The organism is Clostridioides sp. LIBA-6822 (assembly GCF_056688955.1).
Genome location: NZ_CP196995.1, coordinates 2642761 through 2659834 on the forward strand (window position 1 = coordinate 2642761; position 17074 = coordinate 2659834).

32 protein-coding genes are annotated in these 17074 nt (G+C 28.6%); all 32 read right to left on the reverse strand.

The window, feature by feature from the left end; translation table 11 throughout:
• Nucleotides 1–7: 7 nt before the first annotated feature.
• The 32 genes from ACTG48_RS12645 to ACTG48_RS12800 all read right to left on the reverse strand — a co-directional run bounded on the left by ACTG48_RS12645 (nucleotide 8) and on the right by ACTG48_RS12800 (nucleotide 17038).
• The gene (locus ACTG48_RS12645; protein ID WP_479917025.1) at nucleotides 8–1318 is read right to left on the reverse strand and encodes a phage tail sheath family protein; all 1311 of its coding nucleotides are present in this window, start codon (nucleotides 1316–1318) and stop codon (nucleotides 8–10) included.
• Nucleotides 1319–1501, reverse strand: coding sequence for a hypothetical protein (locus ACTG48_RS12650; RefSeq protein WP_479917026.1), 183 nt, complete (start codon nucleotides 1499–1501; stop codon nucleotides 1319–1321).
• On the reverse strand, nucleotides 1488–1925 hold the full coding sequence (locus ACTG48_RS12655) for a phage tail terminator family protein (protein ID WP_479917027.1): 438 nt from the start codon (nucleotides 1923–1925) through the stop codon (nucleotides 1488–1490). The genes ACTG48_RS12650 and ACTG48_RS12655 overlap by 14 nt, the downstream gene beginning before the upstream one ends.
• A complete protein-coding gene (locus tag ACTG48_RS12660; protein WP_479917028.1) occupies nucleotides 1918–2343 on the reverse strand; it encodes an HK97 gp10 family phage protein in 426 nt (141 codons plus the stop codon). Before ACTG48_RS12660 ends, ACTG48_RS12655 begins: the two co-directional genes overlap by 8 nt.
• Complete coding sequence (locus ACTG48_RS12665) at nucleotides 2343–2690, reverse strand: hypothetical protein (RefSeq protein WP_168346847.1); 348 nt, start codon at nucleotides 2688–2690, stop codon at nucleotides 2343–2345. Before ACTG48_RS12665 ends, ACTG48_RS12660 begins: the two co-directional genes overlap by 1 nt.
• The gene (locus ACTG48_RS12670) at nucleotides 2684–3094 is read right to left on the reverse strand and encodes a hypothetical protein (RefSeq protein ID WP_479917029.1); all 411 of its coding nucleotides are present in this window, start codon (nucleotides 3092–3094) and stop codon (nucleotides 2684–2686) included. The genes ACTG48_RS12665 and ACTG48_RS12670 overlap by 7 nt, the downstream gene beginning before the upstream one ends.
• 9 nt (nucleotides 3095–3103) lie before the next feature.
• Nucleotides 3104–3394: a hypothetical protein gene (locus ACTG48_RS12675; RefSeq protein WP_021385810.1), complete on the reverse strand. Its 291-nt coding sequence runs from the start codon at nucleotides 3392–3394 to the stop codon at nucleotides 3104–3106.
• Complete coding sequence (locus tag ACTG48_RS12680; protein WP_021385818.1) at nucleotides 3394–4296, reverse strand: hypothetical protein; 903 nt, start codon at nucleotides 4294–4296, stop codon at nucleotides 3394–3396. Before ACTG48_RS12680 ends, ACTG48_RS12675 begins: the two co-directional genes overlap by 1 nt.
• A 17-nt stretch (nucleotides 4297–4313) precedes the next feature.
• Nucleotides 4314–4880 (reverse strand): phage scaffolding protein, encoded by a 567-nt coding sequence (locus ACTG48_RS12685; protein WP_021385807.1) that lies wholly within the window; start codon nucleotides 4878–4880, stop codon nucleotides 4314–4316.
• 43 nt (nucleotides 4881–4923) lie between these two features.
• On the reverse strand, nucleotides 4924–5118 hold the full coding sequence (locus ACTG48_RS12690) for a hypothetical protein (RefSeq protein ID WP_167650228.1): 195 nt from the start codon (nucleotides 5116–5118) through the stop codon (nucleotides 4924–4926).
• A gap of 70 nt (nucleotides 5119–5188) precedes the next feature.
• Nucleotides 5189–5350: a CPCC family cysteine-rich protein gene (locus tag ACTG48_RS12695; RefSeq protein ID WP_479917030.1), complete on the reverse strand. Its 162-nt coding sequence runs from the start codon at nucleotides 5348–5350 to the stop codon at nucleotides 5189–5191.
• 2 nt (nucleotides 5351–5352) lie between these two features.
• A complete protein-coding gene (locus ACTG48_RS12700) occupies nucleotides 5353–6714 on the reverse strand; it encodes a minor capsid protein (RefSeq protein WP_479917031.1) in 1362 nt (453 codons plus the stop codon).
• On the reverse strand, nucleotides 6704–8143 hold the full coding sequence (locus ACTG48_RS12705) for a phage portal protein (protein ID WP_479917032.1): 1440 nt from the start codon (nucleotides 8141–8143) through the stop codon (nucleotides 6704–6706). The genes ACTG48_RS12700 and ACTG48_RS12705 overlap by 11 nt, the downstream gene beginning before the upstream one ends.
• Before the next feature lie 5 nt (nucleotides 8144–8148).
• A complete protein-coding gene (locus tag ACTG48_RS12710) occupies nucleotides 8149–9402 on the reverse strand; it encodes a PBSX family phage terminase large subunit (RefSeq protein ID WP_479917033.1) in 1254 nt (417 codons plus the stop codon).
• Nucleotides 9380–10072, reverse strand: coding sequence for a phage terminase small subunit (terS, locus tag ACTG48_RS12715; protein WP_479917034.1), 693 nt, complete (start codon nucleotides 10070–10072; stop codon nucleotides 9380–9382). The genes ACTG48_RS12710 and terS overlap by 23 nt, the downstream gene beginning before the upstream one ends.
• Before the next feature lie 626 nt (nucleotides 10073–10698).
• Nucleotides 10699–11187 (reverse strand): hypothetical protein, encoded by a 489-nt coding sequence (locus ACTG48_RS12720; RefSeq protein WP_074179355.1) that lies wholly within the window; start codon nucleotides 11185–11187, stop codon nucleotides 10699–10701.
• 380 nt (nucleotides 11188–11567) lie between these two features.
• The gene (locus ACTG48_RS12725; protein ID WP_479917035.1) at nucleotides 11568–12011 is read right to left on the reverse strand and encodes a RusA family crossover junction endodeoxyribonuclease; all 444 of its coding nucleotides are present in this window, start codon (nucleotides 12009–12011) and stop codon (nucleotides 11568–11570) included.
• A gap of 9 nt (nucleotides 12012–12020) precedes the next feature.
• Nucleotides 12021–12323, reverse strand: coding sequence for a hypothetical protein (locus ACTG48_RS12730; RefSeq protein WP_227437393.1), 303 nt, complete (start codon nucleotides 12321–12323; stop codon nucleotides 12021–12023).
• 21 nt (nucleotides 12324–12344) lie between these two features.
• Entirely contained in the window at nucleotides 12345–12560 is a 216-nt protein-coding gene (locus ACTG48_RS12735) for a DUF3850 domain-containing protein (RefSeq protein WP_479917036.1), read from the reverse strand.
• 18 nt (nucleotides 12561–12578) lie between these two features.
• Nucleotides 12579–12818: a zinc ribbon domain-containing protein gene (locus tag ACTG48_RS12740; protein WP_227859908.1), complete on the reverse strand. Its 240-nt coding sequence runs from the start codon at nucleotides 12816–12818 to the stop codon at nucleotides 12579–12581.
• A 13-nt stretch (nucleotides 12819–12831) separates the two neighbouring features.
• Nucleotides 12832–13017, reverse strand: a complete 186-nt coding sequence (locus tag ACTG48_RS12745; protein WP_021408363.1) for a hypothetical protein — start codon at nucleotides 13015–13017, stop codon at nucleotides 12832–12834.
• 78 nt (nucleotides 13018–13095) lie between these two features.
• A complete protein-coding gene (locus tag ACTG48_RS12750; RefSeq protein WP_479917037.1) occupies nucleotides 13096–13275 on the reverse strand; it encodes a hypothetical protein in 180 nt (59 codons plus the stop codon).
• Nucleotides 13276–13277: 2 nt separating this feature from the next.
• Entirely contained in the window at nucleotides 13278–13649 is a 372-nt protein-coding gene (locus ACTG48_RS12755; RefSeq protein WP_479917038.1) for a hypothetical protein, read from the reverse strand.
• Nucleotides 13642–13809, reverse strand: a complete 168-nt coding sequence (locus ACTG48_RS12760; protein ID WP_021425925.1) for a hypothetical protein — start codon at nucleotides 13807–13809, stop codon at nucleotides 13642–13644. The genes ACTG48_RS12755 and ACTG48_RS12760 overlap by 8 nt, the downstream gene beginning before the upstream one ends.
• Before the next feature lie 4 nt (nucleotides 13810–13813).
• Entirely contained in the window at nucleotides 13814–14053 is a 240-nt protein-coding gene (locus tag ACTG48_RS12765) for a hypothetical protein (protein ID WP_107578205.1), read from the reverse strand.
• A gap of 108 nt (nucleotides 14054–14161) precedes the next feature.
• Nucleotides 14162–14494: a hypothetical protein gene (locus ACTG48_RS12770; RefSeq protein ID WP_479917039.1), complete on the reverse strand. Its 333-nt coding sequence runs from the start codon at nucleotides 14492–14494 to the stop codon at nucleotides 14162–14164.
• Nucleotides 14478–14612: a hypothetical protein gene (locus tag ACTG48_RS12775; protein ID WP_479917040.1), complete on the reverse strand. Its 135-nt coding sequence runs from the start codon at nucleotides 14610–14612 to the stop codon at nucleotides 14478–14480. Before ACTG48_RS12775 ends, ACTG48_RS12770 begins: the two co-directional genes overlap by 17 nt.
• Entirely contained in the window at nucleotides 14612–14977 is a 366-nt protein-coding gene (locus tag ACTG48_RS12780) for a hypothetical protein (protein WP_479917041.1), read from the reverse strand. Before ACTG48_RS12780 ends, ACTG48_RS12775 begins: the two co-directional genes overlap by 1 nt.
• An 11-nt stretch (nucleotides 14978–14988) precedes the next feature.
• Nucleotides 14989–15246: a hypothetical protein gene (locus tag ACTG48_RS12785; RefSeq protein WP_479917042.1), complete on the reverse strand. Its 258-nt coding sequence runs from the start codon at nucleotides 15244–15246 to the stop codon at nucleotides 14989–14991.
• A 78-nt stretch (nucleotides 15247–15324) separates the two neighbouring features.
• Nucleotides 15325–16128 carry a hypothetical protein gene (locus tag ACTG48_RS12790; RefSeq protein WP_479917043.1) on the reverse strand — a complete coding sequence of 268 codons (804 nt, stop codon included), beginning with the start codon at nucleotides 16126–16128 and terminating at the stop codon, nucleotides 15325–15327.
• A gap of 15 nt (nucleotides 16129–16143) precedes the next feature.
• Nucleotides 16144–16779 (reverse strand): ERF family protein, encoded by a 636-nt coding sequence (locus ACTG48_RS12795; RefSeq protein ID WP_479917044.1) that lies wholly within the window; start codon nucleotides 16777–16779, stop codon nucleotides 16144–16146.
• Nucleotides 16757–17038 (reverse strand): hypothetical protein, encoded by a 282-nt coding sequence (locus ACTG48_RS12800; protein ID WP_479917045.1) that lies wholly within the window; start codon nucleotides 17036–17038, stop codon nucleotides 16757–16759. Before ACTG48_RS12800 ends, ACTG48_RS12795 begins: the two co-directional genes overlap by 23 nt.
• Between the last annotated feature and the right edge of the window lie 36 nt (nucleotides 17039–17074).

Genomic DNA, 17074 nt, shown 5'->3' on the forward strand with positions numbered 1-17074 from the left:
CTTTCTTCTAACTAACAGAAACAGTCATATAAAGCTTACTCATAGCATTAATAACCTTAACTGCATCACTTACTATAACTGTTTTCTTATCGTTTCCAAGCTCCACCAAAACATCATCAGTTTTAAAATCTTCTATTGCTCTAATATTTTCTAATTCTTTGTGATGCTTAACAACATCATTCCAGAAACTTATTCTTCCTGCCTTATCGTTAGGAACTTTACCAAGATATTTATCATTAAATAAAATCGCTATATCATTAGCAATTTGGTCTAATACTCTAACACTTTGATTACTTGAGAAATCATCATTCTTATCATCTGTAGAACTAACAAAAGTGTTTATATCCTCTAATACATGAACTTCATCACCAACTTTATGAAATATAAACTTACCAGTTTTTAAAGCTTCCTCTAACTGTATTTGAGTATAATTAACATCTACATCAAACTCACCATCATAATTTTTATTTGTATTAGATTTATTTATATCGCATCCAGCTATAACTCCAGTAGTCCAATAAATTAAACTAGACTCTAATAATCCAGTATCTTTAACTTTATTTTCTACAGATACTACACCTTCATAATCACTATCATTTTTCTTATATAATACAGTTTGAAACTTAGCTCCTACCTTATCTCTCATTCTCTTTGTAAATTCTACAAACAAACTTTTAATCTCTGTTGTTGTAGCCAAACATCCTAGTGCATTAAATGAGTAGCTTTCTATTTTATCTAAGAAAGCTTGATATTCTGTCCCTGTAACTACTTCTCCATTAGTCCCGTTTGTAAATACAAGTCCTGCACTTGCTTCTAGTGTTGCATCCTTCTTCCAACTAACATAGTCATTGTCTTGTAAATCTGTAATGACTTTAGCTATTTGTGTATCTACTTTTTTATTATCCAAAAGTGTTACAACATCAAATTTAGTGTTATCATCTATATTTGTTGTAACTATTACTTTTAAGTCATTACCTCTTATTCCGCTATATTTAGCTATAGCAATAGTGCAACTAGCTTTAACTCCTTTGTTTAGTTTATAAAAGTATCCTAATCGTATATTTTTAAATAAGTCTCTTAGTCCTTTCAGTTTCTCATGAGTGTAATCATATCCAAAGAACTTTGTTGAATACTTTTCAAAATCATCACTAGTCACTTGAAATACTTCTTCATCAATACCCCAATCAAATTCAAGTGGCATTGCAACAATACCTCTATCAGATAATGTACTTGTTGCCCTTGCAGCACTTACAAAGTTTATATAGGCACCAGGCAGTACCTTATTTTGTGTTATAAATGTTCCTCCACCTAAAGCCATCTAACTCACTCCTTTCATAAAATTATTTATTCTATCCTCTACTTCTAAGAAAGAATATAACTCATTTTCTTTTAAAATTGCATTTAATAAATCTTTTCTATTTACATACTTCTTAGAATTAACTATCTGTTCCTTAGTAAATTTGTAATTATCTTCTTTACTTAATGTTTTACTCAAAATCATCACCTCTCTTTAGACCGCCAAACAATTCAACTCCATTCATTTTTTCTGTATCATTACTTTTTATAGTGAAATAGTTATAATCAACAAAGAAATGAAGTACATTATCTATAATTTCAAAGTTCATATTCGTACCTCTTACTAAATCTCCATCAATTTCTATATACTCTAATTCCTCCAACAACATTTCAGCTATCTCATTTATCTCAAATGATTTATCATTACTTTTTGGAAAATAATGTACATCAAATGAGTTCTTATTTAATGTCCTGCCGCTTGGGTATGGTATCTTGCTTGGATTTAAAGGAACAATAAAAAAACAAGGTTCATTTATACCTTGTTCTACATCTTCACTATAAATTGTATATTTTTCTCCAAATGTCCCATCTAATTTAACAGATATTCCATCTATAATATTATTAAGCATCAAATACTCCTTTAAGTAATATTAATAACTTTTTCTCTATAATCTTATCAACTTGACTTTGTAGTTCCATCTCTGAAATAGTTAAGAAATGTTGTCCTTTAACCCATCCCTTACCACTCTTAGTTCTATGACCAAATTCAACATAACTTGCATATGTTGTTGGATTAACAACTTCTATAATATAATTATTACCTTGTTTGTAAACAGGAAGCGACCTAGCGTAAGCTACTCCGCTCCAACCTTCTCTCAAAAATCCTGTATCAACTGGTGTTCTTCTAATTACTTTTCCTAGTAACCTTGCTGCTAATTCTCTTGCTGCATCTTTACAAAACTTATCTAAATCAATCTTTGTAAGCTTCTCCATCCTTTTACAAGCTCTTTTAAACTCTCTAAAATCAACACTGCCCCATCTAGCCATTAAGCTTTATCCTTAAGTAATTCTAATATTAATTCTTGATGATTAGGGTATATAGCAGATTCTCCACTTCTTACATACTCTTTATCATTTATAATAAGTTTTGAACCTGCTTTAATTTTTATATCTGGAGATATAAAGAGTTTAATAGTTTGCTCTAGCTTAGCTACTTTTCCATCTGTAGCTGATGCAATATTTTTATATGAAAGCTTACAAGGTTGACTTTCTAATACAACTACTTCTTTATTATTAGTTCGTTTTGTTACAGGGTCTTTAATCGGCTGATACTCAACTATAGTACATTTATCTCTATATAACAGTTCTATTGCTTTCCTTGATTTGCTTACCATCTTAAACACCTAAAAGTTAATATTTTATCTTTACCATAAGTAGTAAGGTATACTATAAGACTATCAAATCGTTGTTCGGGTGTTTGTGAGCCACTCCCTATAGCAAAATCTACCTTTGTATCACCTTCTGATATAGACTTTTCTACAACTTCAAAATTAAGACTTTCTATATCTAATTGACCCATATTTTTTTTAGTAAATAAAAACTCACCAACTATTATATCTATTTCAATATTTTTTAATTCTTTTGGAATTTCATTTATGTTACAATCAAGTTTAATTATATTCTCTATCTTTTCTTTTACAAAATCTATTAACCATTTATCTCCATCCTTTAGAACATATCCAAACCCTTCGAGTCTTTTTTCTATACTGTCAATCACATTATCAGCTTCTTTTTTCATAACATCCACCTACTTTTTAGTCTTACTTTTTTCTGTAAGTTCTGCTTTTTCTGTAGATTGACTATTTTCTTCCTCTAAAACTTTTACTTTCTCATTAAGCTTCTTATTTTCTTCTTCTAACGATTCAACTTTATTTCTTAAAATATTATTTTCAGCTACCAAATCTTTTATATTTAATGACTTACCATACTTTATTGCCTTACCAGTTTCATCTATCAAATCATATCCCATCTCTAAAAAATCATCTATTCTACATTCTTCTATAGTTAATATTCTATTTAATTTCCTTACTTGTGCCATTATGCTCCAGCTCCTTCAACAACAAATTGTATTGCATCAGCTTTTTTATTTAATATAAATACATCCTCAAAACTCTCTTCAAAGTATAAATATTTACCTTCTGTAACTGCTTTTGGTTCATCTAATGTAGAAAATTGATAAGAAACTGGTGTAATTATTGCACTTGGATGTATTAAAGACATAAATATTTGCTTAGCTCCTGCACCTGCTTTCCATCCAGTAGTAAAGTCATATACTGTTTTCATAAGATTAGATGGCACTTTAACTATCTTAACTGAATCAATATCAGTTGTTTGACGATTAAGAGAAGTCCCTCCATCTTTTATATTTACAGTTCTTTGTATCTCTTTTGCATTCTTGATTAAAGTGTCAACTCCTGGTGTAACATATAATATTCTTCCAACAGCAGGTACTCTAGCTTCTGTCATTTTTTCCATTAACTTATCAAAAACCTCTAAGATATTTGCTGTTGTAAGAGCAGTTGTCTCTGCTGTTTTACCTAGAGCTATCCAATCAGCATATATTTTAGATATACAGTAAGCATCCATTTCAGGGAATTTTTGTTCTTCATTATATACCTTTGTAATATTACCTATTGAAGTTACATAATTAGTTTGGTCAATATCTGCTGGATGAACTAATGTTGACCATTTTCTTTGATTAGTTAATGGTTTAGACTCCCAAGCATTGTCATAATTTCTTTGAGCTGCTGTTATTGTATCTCTGTTTGAATCAACTCTCCCAGTCGTGCTTATAGTTGGTATTTCTATTGTTTTAGAACCAGTCCATCTATATCTATTATTATTTTCTGTAGCATATAATTCTCCAAAATATAGTACATATGGATAAGCCTGTGCTAGAGCTTGTGAGTATTCCTTTGCGTATTCTAATGGTTGTGCCATATTCTTATTCCTCCTAGTTATTGTTTATTATTTTCATGTGGTTTTACACCATTGAAGTTAAATTTAAATCCAGTTGATTTTAATTGTGCATCTCCTGGTGTTATAGTATCTGTTTTAGGTTCTTCACCTTCTAGTGTTGCATTAAATAAATAATCTTTATCAACTTTTAAAGGATTTATCTGTTCTTCAAAAGCCTTTTGTCTATCTTTACTATTTCTTAGTGCTTCCATGTCTAAATGAGCTTTTAATGCTATTTCATCCCTACATTTAACAGATTTAAAAGCATCGCCTAACCAATAATTAAAATCTTTTTCTTCAATTTCTTTTTTGTAAGTTTCTTCTAAAGTTTTCTTATCAGTTTCATAAGTTGTTTTTAGATTCTCTACATCTTCTTTTGTCATACCTCCTTCAAACTTTTTAATAGTTTCATTAGCTGTATTAAGTTGTGTTTCAAGATTCACATAATCTTCTTGAGTAACTGTAGTCTCTTTTATTTTCTTTTCTATAGACTTTTGAAGAGAAGCTACATCAATCTTGTTATCTTCTACTTTTATTCCTTCAAGTAATTCTTTTAACCAATCCATTTCTAATATCTCCTTTCATTTTTTACAAAATAAAAAAAGCCTCTTAAAGACTTTTTTCTAATGATTTATTTAACTCTTCATTTACCTTCTTTAAAATTTCATCAGAAACTTCGTCTATATTAGCTTTATTTTCTTTTTTTAATTTATTGCAAAGAATACTTACATTAAGATTAGCAATACAATTAATAACGATTTGTACTACACAAACTACAACTATGACTTGAGTTAATATACACATTAAAATCACCTACCTTTTTAAATTTTTACATAATAAAAGCACCTACTAATTTATTACTTAGCAAGTGCTTTTATATTACTTTTTCACCTTTTTCATAAGCTTCTTTAGCTTCTTTTAGTGACATTTTATTTGGTCCTTTGTAATTAGTTTCTTTTGGTCCACTATTTTGCCAATTACAATTATCACAAATATCAAACATATCTACATCTTTACCACACACTGGACAATTCATATCTAAACCTCCTTATATTCTTTCATTTGCTCTAACCAGTAATTATAACCTTCTTTTGGTTTAAATAAAGTTGATATTTTACCATCTTCTCTTCCAATAGCAAAATCATTAGTACTCTTTCTATATTTAAATAAAAAGTTATCTTTACTTAAAAATCCTTCTACATCATTACTCAATTGTTCTGATAACAAATTCCTTGCAGTAGATAGGTATTCTTCAGCAGTTATATTTCCATATTCATTTAAGTGTTTCTCTACATGTTTTTTAAATTTCTTTTCAGTTGGAAAATCTGCTTTTAACCAACTCTTATTACTTAGTATATCATCTTTTTTGTCATTTATGAATGTCTTTTCATACCATTCTTTGTACTTCATATCTGATGGAACATAATAAGTTTTACAATCTTCTCCTCCTGCTGCTCTATAACCTTCTTCATCCTCGAACCAAGGGGCTGTTGTAGTCCTACAATGACAATGAAACGGTGGAGCTATTATTCCAACTTTATAATCTTTCATATCAAATACTTTACCATCTAGTTCTCTACAAATATTTGATGTTTTTAAATCTAATGTGGCAACTATCTCATATTTCTCTACATTCAAATCATTGAAACAATCTTTCCTAGAAGCTGATGCAAAGAAAGCTGATTCAGTCATTATTAAATTTTTAGCTTGAGATTTAGATACATTAAATCTCTTAGCAAAGTCATTTACTAGGTTCTTTGGATTTTCACCTTTAATAATACTTTGAGTCAATTTAGTATGCAACTCATTGATTAAAGCAGGTCTATGTTTACTCCAAATTCTTTCTGAGAAATTTAACCCATCGCTGGTCCAAGGCTTAGAAATAACTTTATTTATTTTATTAGTATCTAAAGGCATTAAGCTCCAACCAACATTTATTCCTTGTTGAATGATAAAAGATGTATGGTTATATCCACTTGTATAAATATCTTTCATTAACATATCAATGCTATCAAGTTCATTTCCATAAAGCACTTCCACTTGTTGTTGTATTTGCAGTTTTAAAGCTTCAAGCCTCGTTATATGAACCCTTGCACTAGCATTTTCTAACTCTTTCATCCACTTCTGATTTATAGCATTTTCTTTGCCATATTTAATATACTCTTCTACATTCCACTTAAATTCTTCTAATTCTCTTGTGTTAAGTAGCTTCTTAGCTTCTAACAAAGAAATACCTTCATTTTGAGCAAATCTATTGTACCATACAAGTATATCTTTTTCTATACTAGTCATAGCTAGTTTATATTGTTTTTCTAATTCAAGATAGTATTTTACACTTTTATTATTCTGAGCTTCTTCTAATTGTTCAAATCTCTTCCTCCAATAATCTTTATGTTTCATCTATAACACCATCTTCATTATTAGGAATTAAATCATCATATTCTTTTTGAGTCTCTTCCTGTTTTTTAAGTCTCTCGAGTTCGTCGTTTACATCTTCAACCCATGGATGATTACTAACAATAGTTTCATCTGATATAATTCCAGTTGATTTAGCTGCCATATCTATCTTTTCAACTTCATTTATTATCATAGAGTGATTAAATGTTATTTGAACTGACTTATAATCATAGCTCTTACTGCTACTTATCTTTAAATACTGACATACAAACCACAAAAGTTCTCTAATTGCTTTTTTAAACTTCTTTTCAGTCTTGGAACATTTTAAATCAAGTAGTGAATATAAAAATTTAAGTGCTACACCCGATTTGTCACCTGTGTTTTGAGATTCGGGATTAACCCCTTGACCAAAAATAATTATATTCTTTTCTAATCTATCAAGAAGCTCCTTTTTAGCTTCAACTGGTATACTTATCTCTAGTTTATCAACTCCACCTCCACCATCTACTTTAATTGATTTATAGTATCTTATATTATCTATAAACTCTTGTAGACTGCTTCCTGGATATTCTTTTAATACATAAATAACCTCTTGTATTTCATCTAAGTTATCTGCTAGTGTAGAAATATTATTGTCATATATATCTATTAATGATTTATAGAAAGTTAAATCTGAGACACACTTTTCATTATTTTTAAAAGGTATAAATGGAACTTTACCCCATCCCTGTTCTTTGTTATTTATTCTAAAATGACCTTCTTGTATATCAGTCATTTTTCCATATTCATCATATAAAAATTCTTGAATAAAACTATTACCTCTTTCAATAAAGTAAGTTACGTCATTTTCTGTGTAGTACTCAACTCTTTTTATTTTATTTCCATCTATATCTTCAATATAATAAAACCTAATAAATGCAACTAATTCCCTCTGTCTTTTACTATCCCAAATAGGAATTGCTTCTTCAGCTGGAATTATTACATATTTAAACTCACCTTTTCTATTAATATATGGATGTAACCATTCAACCCCTTTATTACTAGCATTGAGATATAGTTCTGTTATTGTATCGTCAAACTCTTCTCCTAGTAAGTCATTTAAAAGCTTAGTGAGATTATCATCATCTGCATTAAATACTATGGGATTTCCGACACTATAGCCTACCTTTTGGTCAACTAAAAGCTTATGGTAGTTATTAATTGCTTTATTATTAACTTTAGTAAAATCATCAACCTTAGCTCCATCTAAGAGATAATATCTTCTCTTATTGTTTACATCAGTATTACCATAATAGTATTCTTCTCCTTGTTTATATTTTTCTGGCCTATGCTTTAAGATGTAGTGTTCTATGACTTTTACTAGGTTAAAGGTGCTCTCTTTTTTTAACTGAACTTTTATTAAATCTGTTTCACTTATATAAATATTCAACACCTCCTTTACTTCAAGAAGCTTATTCCATTATTTTTAAGTTTATTATCTATAGAATATCTAAGAGCAGCCATTGCATCATCCATAAATTCAACTGGTTCATCAAGATATAACCCTGTTCTTTCATCTTGTTTCCATTTCCATTGTTGTATTTCTTTTATTGTATTAGTGCAACTAGGATGTACATGTATTCTTAACTGTTTTAAATAATCTATTTGAGCTTTAACACTTCCAGGTCCTTTTTTAACTCCTTTAGCTTTATATCCTGCACTTTTCCACATTTTAATTCTGTCAGGTTCAGCACTATCACAATACATAAATAGATTCTTTTCTAACCCTTTACTATTTGCAATTCTTATTATTTCTGATGTATCCATTTCATGTACATATATTTCATTACATATATATAGTTCACCATCCTTAAAACCAATTCTAAGTATTGCATTTGCATGGTTAAATCCAAAGTCTTGTGACAGTCTCATATTATCAAAATACTCAAATTCTGTAGGAAATTCATGTATAACATAATTTTTAAGTATTGCTCCACCAGTTTCTCCCCATTCTCCAAGTCCATATACTCTATAACCTTCGGGGTCTTGCTCTTTTCTCATTTGCATTCTTCTATAGTAAGCTTCATCAATGAATCTATTTTGTAAATAAGTGCTATGATGAGTAAATATATCATCATTTTTATAATCAAAATATTTTCTTTTTATCCAATGAGTGGCTGAAACTGGATTAAATGTAAATGTCATTTGATAATATAGATTAGGGTTAGTTAAAATACCTCTTAAACGGTCGTCTAGTATATCTATATCACTTTCCATAAGTTCTGTAGCTTCTTCACACCATACCCATGTTAATTTACCTTTTGAAAAGTTTATTGACTTTAATTTTTCTCTTTGTTTTGCATCATTAACCCCTCTGAAAATTATAGAATTACCAGTAACTTTACTCTTAATTTCTAAAGGATTTAAAGTTGTTTTCCAATACTTATCAGTTTGTTTACCATAAATACGATTTATAGCTCCTGTAAGTTCTGCATAGGTTGAATATTTGTGTGTGGCTTCTGATTTTCTAACTACTAATAAGTTAGCTCCTTGGTACTTTTTATCACCTAACTTTAGTATATAATCCTGTGCTACATTAACAGACTTTCCACTACCTGCTGAACCTTTCATTGCTCTGTATCTTTTTTTAGTAAAGTTAGCTCCCTTGAAAGCTGGATTAAAATCTATTCTAACTATCATTGTTATCCCCATAATCTACACTTATTTTCAACTCATCATCTCCAATATCATCTTTATTTAGGTTAGCAACCTCACATTTTAACCTTTCAACTCTATTTTTCTGCTCTTCTGTAGCTAAATTCCAATCCTTATGAATCATTTCATCATATTGCTTTATAAGACTTCTTAGCTCACTCATTGCCCTACTCTGTGCATTAAGAAAAGATGCTTGCCTATCCCATGCAAATTGAAATTCATACTCTATCCTCTCACCATTTTCTGTACTTTCATGTTTCTTTATTTCCTTAATCATTTCTTCTTTATCTTTAACATACATTATCTTTTGTGCTCTTATTATTGCTGCATATTGGATTGTTATCTGTTCCCAAAGAATATCGAATTTATCTTTATTCTTTATCTCATTAATTAAATCTTGAGTTTCTTCGGGTAAGTATTTTGAGAAGAAACCAAACTTTTCAGCATTCTTATTCTCTTTTGGAGCACCATGTCCAACTGAATTTTTATTATAAAAAGGTGCACCCTTTTTGTTTATAGGTGCACCTTTCTTTTTTTCACTAACCCAGTTGTATCTTTTTATCCATGACTTTAGAGTGTTTAAACTAATGTCATACTTTGCTGATATTTTCTTTTGTTTCATACCTTCTAGGTAATCTTTTTTTACCTTTTCTTTAACATCTTGCAAATCACCACCTCTTTTATTTGTTTGTTTTGATGATAAAAAAGGACTCTTGTTAAAGTCTTTATAAAAAATCTATATAATTTTTTCTTCTTCAATTTCTTTTTTTAATTCTTTTTTAATCTTAATAACCTTTCTTCTTAGCTCTTTCCCTAATTTATTTAGTATAAAATCTAATTTTTAAAATATAAGAATATAAAAGACCTAGAAATTAATCTAAGTCTTTTTAATGGGGGATACATATTATATTTATAAGGAATAAGTTCTAGGAATTGAACCTAGAATTATGCACCAGCACTTATACATTGAGTGAGGTTACCAAGCCCCACTCTTTTAGACACCTGAATTAAGATACAAAATTGTATGAGATTTTAATCTAAATTCAACTGCTACATATAGTGTATTAATAAAAATATTTTGAACATAGTAAGAATTGAACTTACAACATCCTCATGCCCTGCCTAGTCTGTTCATATAAGCTAGGCGAATCCCTTAACCTAGCTCACATATATATTTAGTTTTGAGAGGGAAATCTTCATTTCCACAATACTATTATCTCATGCTTTTTTAATCAAAAAGGGGAGAAAGTAGGGAATAAAGTGGGAACTTTTGGGGAGAAACTGGGGAATTTTCTAATTTTTAAATAATGGTAGCTCATTTTCCTTAATTCTTGGATAAAGCATATCCATAACTTTATATACTAACCTTTCCCTCACACATCTACATGTTTTCCTATCTGAGTTCATTTCTAAAGATATATAAACCATGCTATTTTTCATTCTGCTATCATAAAACAGTTTAAAAAAATGTTCTTCTCTTATATCTAAACATGTAAGTGCATTTTCTATCTTCTTCTTTTCTATTTCTTTATCTTTTTTTAATTTCTTTAATCTAGCAATATCTCTTTCTTTTTTAATAACTTCATCTTCCACACTTGAATTAAAAGCATATGTCGGACTTACTTTCTCACCATAACCAATAGCTTTGCACCCAAATATTTCATTTTCTCTACTTTCTATATCCAATTCAAGATTTTTAATCTCTGCATTTAAAAATTTATAATGATGTAATCTACCTTCTACTTTTTTAAATAGTTCTTTTTTATTGATATTATTATCCATACTTTCACACTCCTGTTTATGTTATAATAATCTTGGATAAAAGCTTTATATTTTTGACAAGTGGAGTGTGAAAGCACTCCTTTTCTCTTTTGAATAATTCATTTCAATTTATTTACAATTCTAAAAAATCTATTGTTATTATTAATATCTCATAGTATCCTAACTTTATATCATCTAACATTAGGAGGAATTTATGGGAGATTTAATAGTTTTCTTAATAAGACTTTGTATTTATTTTTTACTGGCATCTGCTGCACAAAAACTCAATAAGACATATCCATTCAAAAAGCATATCTTTATATGGATTTGTTTAATTTTATTAGTATCGTTTTTTATAGAGTATATTAATAATTTTATTGTGATTTTTATTTAGATTCTTTTCATATAATATCCTCTAGTACAACTTCAACTCTAGGCTTATCACTATAATATTTCTTACTCACTACTTCTACAATTTGAGAATCATCTTTATAAGCTATACCATTCAAACTATCAGCTACAGACTTGATTATATTATCTAAGTCGGGTTTTTTACTTGGTCTTATTGAACCTTCTACTTTAGCTATAGCATCCTTATACGCTTTAGTATTTTTCTTATTTTTCTTTAGTGCTTCTCTATCTTTTTTAGTAATATCAAAGTAACAAATAACCGTCATTTTAACATTGCCTTCAAAGAAATGTTTTACTGTAGAATTATACATAAGTCTAATCCAATTTTCATAAAGTACAGTTTGTTCAGGTGTATAAGCATTGCCAGTTGATGTACTCATTCTAGGTCGTGCCTTTGCCTTTGGTTCTCCATCTATTGTAAAATTAATCTTCATTGCCTCTCCTTAATCCTCTATATAATAAAATTCCGCTTCTCCTACTTCACATTCATGAACTATCCAGTCACGTGCTTTACTACTACTATAATAAATATAGTTAAATAAAAATTCCTTAATTTCATCTTTTTCAACTTCAACTTTAATCTTTGTTTTGCAATTCTCACAATCATCCCTACTGCATCTATCACAATACATTTCAACCTTCATTAATTTACCTATTTCTTTTTTTAATAGTCTTAAATTCTCTCTATCTTTTCTTAATTCATCTAAATCTTCTAGTGCTATAGTTGCTGTTGCAGATTCTAACATTTACTCTTCCTCCTTAAATTTTTATTTTATTCCTAGCTCAACATACCCATTTCCCAATTTAACAAGATACTCAATCTCTTTGTTTACTTCGATTCCTGTAAATTTTTTATCTTTAAATGACTGTAATATAACTGTATCTCCTGTTCTAAAATCTGCTATATGCTCTACTTCAATTTGTTTTTTATTCTTAATTACATCTTTAAAAGTACTAGAAGATATTTGCAATTCATGTATCATAAGCTCACATCCCTTAATTTACTCAATTACTCTCATATTCACTTTTCCATTTTTAAAAAGTTTTATTTGATATTTTTTTCCACAATGAGGACAAGTAACTATCATTTTTTTAAACTTAACTAATGTGTAGAAATTCCTACCACATCCACCAAAACATTTACCTCCATTGAATATTTCAAATTCTCCATAGTCTCTATCCAACTCATTTGCTTCATCTCTATGTTCATTAACTATATATTTATATATCAAAGTATTCATTAAAAACACCTGCCTAATCTATTTCGATTTCGACTATAGCTCTACTTAAAAGCTTTACATTATAATTTTCTTTTATATTTTCCTCATCTTTTTTAAAAGCTCTTGCTTCTTCTAAATCAGTAAATATAGAGCTATATACTTCTCCTTTTTCCCACTCTCTTGTTGTCTGCCAAGTTACTTTAAATTCTGTAATAACCATATCGACGACTCCTTTTATAAGTCAAAGTAAGTCTATAATATTCTAGTTTCATTCACAAACTTACCTTGACTATTTATTTTATTTTCTTAATTCCTTATAGTTTTCTTGACATATTTTATCCATATTTTCTTTGTATCTGCATCCTATACACACATTACAAGTTATAAGCTTATTACTAATTACAAAGTCATAATTGACACATCTTTCATCACATTTTTTATGAAGTATACCTTTTTTCAACTTAATTCTCTTATTCATATTTAACCCTCCATTAATTTCTCAATTATCTCAACTTCATCATCTGAAAATACCATACCAATTTCCCCACCACATTCACCATTTTCCCAATCTTTTTTAAATCGTTCATATTCATTTATATAACACCCAAAATATTCATCTTGTTCTAAAATATAATATGAATCTCTTATTTTTTCTATATCTTTTTCATCGCAACCAGCTAGGGAATATTCATCTTTAAACTTAACTACAATTACTTCTAAACCATCAATCAAGTTGTAATATTTAAGTGTATTTTTTAATCCTTCTTCTGAATACTCAAAATCTACACTTTGATTTCTTACCTGTTCCAATGTTCTTTTAGTTTTAAGTTTTACTTTATAAGTACTATACATAGTAAATATCCTCCAACCAATTTTTGTATGTTATATCACAATCTTTACTTTCACAATCTCTCTTATTGTTTTTGCAACTTTTACAAATCTCTTTACTAAATCGCTTATAACTTTCTTTCTCTGTGATATTCTTTGACTTGCACATTTCTTTATTAGTCATAAAATCACTCCTTGCACTCTCTAAATGATTCAACTACCATTTCAGTTTCCCCACTAGTATCTTCTGTAAAATCTATTTGTTTACCATTATAATCATTTACATAAGCTGCTATATCATATATTCTTTGACAATCTTGCTCTATATGATTACAAATATCATTTATACTAGTATCGCTTGGAATTTCAATTATAACTTCATGTCTCAAAATCACTTTTTCTTCAAATTCAATTTTATATTTTTTCATTTTAAATCCTCCTTTATTTCGTTTTTGAGAGTCGCAAAACACTTCAACAGTAATTTATATTAAAATACATTTTTAAACTCTCTAAACTATTTTTGTTAGATATTTCTTCTATTCAAATATAAGTTCTTCGCTATCAAGCCACTTTTTAATACCATCCTCACAATCATATTCAATGTCATCCTTCTTACAGTCATAAATACAACATTCACACACCTGTTTATTATGTAAAAAATCTATTAATCTATTGATGGATAGTGACCCTTTTTCTTGTAATTTTTCTTTAAGAGTTTTATTTTCTTCTCTTAACTCAATAATTTCATTAAAAACATCTAAAAGTAACTTTGAATCTATCTCATTATCTTCATTTGAAATTCTGTATTCATAAATCCTACCAACCATAAAGCTAATTACTATTAATGTAATACTAGTTAAAATATTCATTTTTAATCATCTCCTCATATTCTTCTCTAGCCCTATCTATAGCAACTAATATTTCCTTGCCATCATTGTATAACTCTTTTGCTCTTTTAATTGTGTATTCAGTTCTTGAAACTTCCATTATTCCTCCTCAACATATTCAGCTCTCCACCCACTTCTAGTTTGACTTTTATTTCTTATTGCTTGATAAACTGACTGATGTTTTAGTCTTAAGAAACATGCTGCACTATCTATAGAATTAAATATTTTTTCCTTGCCAGTTTTGATATTAATCAACTTTATTTTTGAACCTTTTTTTATCTTTTTTCTTTTTCTTTCAACATCAAACTCTATTAACATTTTTTCAGAAGTTGGAAATACAAGTTCTCCATCTTCTATTACTCCATAGATGCAGCAATATAATGCCATGTAACTTCTAAGTGTCAAATCATCTTCAAATATGTTATCTGCAACAGAACCACTAAAATATCTATCAACTTTAAACATTTTAATCCTCCTTATTCAATTGGCATTTCAAATACTTTTTCTTTGTAATACCTAACTCCATCTTTATTAATAATGTCAAACTTAGTTCCTGCAATGATAGCCTCTTGTATTCTGTTTAATACCTCAATGGCTCTTCTTTCTGATTTATATTTTCCTATCTCTCTAAAATTCGATTCTCCTTCAAATACTGCATATACTTGCTCTCTATTCACTTCAATTCTATTGACTTTCATTAAATCTAATCTATCTTGACTTCTAATTATTATCATTTCTATTCCTCCAATATATTTATTTTTATTTAACTTCTAGGAAGTAATATTGTATAATTACTCCCTAGATTGTTTAACTTAACCGAATTTACTTTTTTCAAGCTGACCTCTCTTAGACATCTCACATAATTCTTTATCTGTATATTTGTCAAAAGTCTGATTAAAGTTATGAAACTTATTCTTATTATGCTTACTTGGTATAAGTTCAAAATCCCTCTCTAAAGCTGTTATAAGATAACCTGTGATACTTTTTACATTATCTGTATTTTTAACTAGCTCTAGCTTCTCTATTAGATAATTTATATCTCTCTTTGTATGTATGAATACATCAACAATTTTTTCAATGTCTTTAGGTTCTAAATCAAAATATCTTTTTATGTTATCCACAACCACCAAAGATTTTTCTTCTTTTTCTTTTTGTTGTTGTTTTTCTTTTTCTTTTTGTTTTTCTTTTTGTTTTTCTTTTTCCCCATAGTCTATAGATACTGTATCGATACTGTATCCATAGTCTATACATACTTTATACATATACTGTTGGAACTCTTTATTTTTAATGGCTTCAACCTCTTTTAAGATACAAGTACGCACTTTTGGACTTTTAGAAAAATTATGTTTACTCCAGTTGATGATTAATATTTCTTTAGTATCAGAATCATATTTTATTTTTCCATACTCTATAAATCTTTTTATTAACTTCTCTACAGTTTCTCTGTTGTATCCTGTTTGCATTTCCATGATTTTATATGGTAACTCATAACACCCACATTGACTTGCTCTACCATTAGTAAGCAAATAATTATAAAAGTACTTTTCTTCGGGAGTTAAATCCAGTACAAAAGCATCATCCCAAAAGTTAGCTTGTAAAATTCTATACTTTGCCATCTTATCACCTCCTATTTATGCACCTTTAAAGGCTTGTTTCTCATAAGCTGTACAAACAGCATCATATTCACTTTTATTTAAATCTTTTATGTCTTTTCCTAATTGTTTAAAAATCTGTTCTTTTAATAATGCTTTATTAACTCCAACGCTATTAGCTATTGCATACAATCTAGTTATTTGTTTATCAGTTATTATTCTTTCACTTGTATTTTTATCTTGTTGAACATTATTATTAAAATTATTCTTAGCTATTTCTTTTCCACTTACTGCGTCAAAACTATCATTCTCAGTTATGTTGAGTAACTGAATATACAAATATCTAGTTTGGTAAGTTTCTATACCTCCTAGTGCTTGTAATTCATTGGAACCTTTTAACTGTAAGTCTCGCATTGGAGAAGTGAATACAATCTGTTCTGCTGGATTTTCTCCATTAATTAGTGTTAGTGTTGCATAGTCATTTGTAAAGGTTATTATAGGGCATAATTTGGCTTTTTCTAATAACTCTGTAGCTTGAGGTAGAAAGTCTGCTAACTCAAAATACTTGAAGTTAGAATAAGTATTCTCTCCGCTTTTCTTCAAATTCAATTTACTTAATTTAACTCTTACATCCATTAATTTAATGTAAATATTATTTACTTCCAATTCCACCACGCTCCATGTCCTTTATATTTCTTTTTAAAACACCTTCCCATCCATCTATATAGTCTCCATACAAACCATCTGATTTTTGCTTTTCTAAATCTTCTTTAAACTGCTCTATTGTCCAATTTTCTTTATGCCTTTTTATACAATATTCTAGTCCTGCAATACTTCCTAAAGCTTGTTCTGCTTCTATTCCTTCAAATCTAGTAAACTTTAATATAAATAATCTATCTTCTAAATCATTAATTATTTCATTTCTAGTTTTCATTTCTTCCCCCTTGTGCTATAATATAGCTATAATTTT